Raw genomic sequence first — 2,790 nt, 5'->3', positions numbered from 1 at the left:
AAACCATTGATGATATCATTAACCAGTCCGTGGGAAAGGTCCTGGATTATATGGGGATAGAACATGACCTGTTTAAGCGCTGGGACAATTCTGAACTGGGTAAGCTGGTGAAACCATCCGCAACTGACGGAAATAAAAAAAAAACCAAAGATAAACTGGTGGCCATGAAATAATAACTCAACAGACCTGCCATGCCCCATGCCCTGGCAGGTCTTGACACTATTTCCCTGGTTCAGGAAAAGGCAATGGCCATCCCGGGATGCACGGACTGGTTCAAGCCGGTTCTTTTCAAAATAGAAAACCAATAGACGAAATTCTTTCAAAATTCCCATACCCAAAAACAATCATTAATTTCTATGACGGTATCGTTTTTTTTAACGTTTCTTTACCCGCTGTTATCCAGTGAAATCCAATCCAATTTTTCTTTCACACCCATGTCGGACAAGGGTATAACAAAATATGATACCGACCATAAATTTAATTGAATTGACACTATTTTTATCAAACCGTATTACTGATCCATAACATACTTGTTGTCTCAGTAATTTCGTCCGGTTTGATTTTACGCTTACTCACAGTCCTTTGTTTTTTGCAAGTATGGATCGGGTTTTTAGTTTAGTCGGTTTTTTTAACACTTAATTTTTTAAATGGAGGTAAAAATGGCTGATCAGAAGTTTCCTAATCCCCACGAAATCGCAACAATTCCTGGCACAGAAGGGTGGGAAAGAATGTACCCGTACCATTATCAATTTACAACAAAAGACAAAGAGCGAGAAGACTATGAGAACAATATGTTCTGGTTTAATGATGGACTTCATTATCCTGAACCGATGTATCCGTTTGATATTATATGGGATGAGGCCTGGTTTCTGGCATTATCACAGTTTAACACCCGAATTTTCATGATTCCGCCGGCTCTGGGTGTTGATCATCGGATTATTAACGGGAATGTTTATATTTCTCCTGTTCCGGTGACAGATCCTGAAGAAGTTCAAAAAAGGATTCCCTTGTTCATGGAAAGGGCTGGATACTATTATGAAAACTGGGATACACTTCATGAACAATGGGAAAAGAAGATGAAAGGGGTGATTTCTGATCTTGAAGCCCTTAAATTCCCCTCCCTGCCGGAAATGGAAGATATCTCGGTGGTTAAAAACGGGTTGGGCACTTCAAGCGGGTATGAACTGCTCACGAATTATGACAAGTTAATCAATTTGGGGATTCTCTGCTGGCAGTATCATTTTGAGTTTTTAAACCTCTCCTATGCCGCGTATGTCACCTTTGTTGATTTTTGTACCAAAGCCTTTCCGGATATCCCCCTCCAGAAAATTTCCCAGATGGTGGCAGGGATTGATGTCATGTTGTACAAACCGGATGAAGAATTAAAAAAATTGGCCAAACTGGCCATTGAACTGGGCATTGATTCGCAAATAGGAGATGATACCAAGGACGTTGAAATCGTTATTTCAGAACTTGAAGGGTCTGAGAAGGGTAAAAAATGGATCAGTGCATGGGATGGCGCCAAGTATCCATGGTTTTATATTTCAACGGGAACCGGATGGTATCATCATGATGCTTCCTGGAATGATAATCTGAATATTCCCTTGAGTTCCGTACGAATTTATATCGAAAAACTCAATAGCGGTAAAAACATTGACCGGCCCCTGGAAGCCGTCAGGGCAGAACGGGAAAGATTAGTTAAAGAGTATAGAGCCCTTTTAACAACCGATCAGGACCGACAAACCTTTGATCAACTTCGTGACACTTCAGAAATGGTCGTTCCATTTGCTGAGAACCATATGTTCTATGTGGAGAACTGGTTTCATTCCGTATTCTGGAACAAGATGAGAGAAGTGGCCGTCATAATGGCAGAGCATCATTTCATCGAGGAAACCGAAGATGTCTGGTTTCTGAACCGCAGTGAAATCAAGGAAGCCTTATGGGATCTGGTGACAGCCTGGGCCAGCGGCACAAAAGGATATGGTCCCCTGCACTGGCCTGAAGAAATCCAGTGGCGAAAAGGGGTTTATAAAATTTTTAAAGAGAATCGTCCTGTCCCTGCGGTGGGAACCCCGCCTGAAGTTATTTCAGAACCGTTTACCATTGTTCTTTGGGGTATTACCAATGAAAGCATGGCAGCATGGGCAAAATTAAAAGAAATCGGTGATCCGGATAAAGTCAATGAAATAGAAGGGTTTGCAGGGTCTCCCGGTGTGGTTGAGGGCATTGCAAGGGTCTGCCGGTCGGTTGAGGATATCGGAGAACTCAAAGAGGGAGAAATCCTTGTGGCCCCCACCACTTCGCCGTCCTGGGCCCCGGTGTTCCAGAAAATAAGAGGGGTTATCACGGATGTGGGCGGTATCATGTGCCATGCAGCGATTGTGTGTCGTGAATATGGTATGCCGGCAGTTGTAGGAACGGGCCATGCAACGGCGATTATCAAATCCGGTATGAAAATTAAGGTAAATGGCGATACCGGCAGAATCTACATCGAAAGGTAGGGCAGGATCATGGAAAAAAGAAATGACTACGTCCTTTGGTTTGAAGAGTGCGATTTGACATCCATTCCCCTTGTGGGGGGCAAAAACGCCAGCCTGGGTGAATTGCTGAAAGCAAAGATTCCCGTTCCGCCGGGCTTTGCCGTAACCACAAAGGCCTATACCCTTTTTCTTGAGCAGGGACAGATCAAAACGGAGATTTTCAGGATACTGGATGGCATTAAAGTCAATGATATGGATTCGGGTGAAGAGGCCAGCAAGGCCATCCGGGCCCTCATTGAAAGCACACCGG

General features: G+C 43.7%; 2 protein-coding genes. Both read left to right on the top strand.

Features of this window, described 5'->3' with window-relative positions:
- The first annotated feature begins 659 nt into the window (after window positions 1–659).
- A complete protein-coding gene (locus Q1Q15_RS25375; RefSeq protein WP_300465580.1) occupies window positions 660–2,501 on the top strand; it encodes a PEP-utilizing enzyme in 1,842 nt (613 codons plus the stop codon).
- A 9-nt stretch (window positions 2,502–2,510) separates the two neighbouring features.
- Window positions 2,511–2,790 (top strand): PEP/pyruvate-binding domain-containing protein (locus Q1Q15_RS25370; RefSeq protein ID WP_300465578.1); only part of this gene is annotated, 280 nt, incomplete at its 3' end.

Origin of the sequence: Desulfobacula sp., from assembly GCF_030145145.1 — a bacterium.
In the GTDB taxonomy this organism is placed as follows: domain Bacteria; phylum Desulfobacterota; class Desulfobacteria; order Desulfobacterales; family Desulfobacteraceae; genus Desulfobacula.
This window is presented reverse-complemented; position numbering and strand designations above follow the sequence as displayed.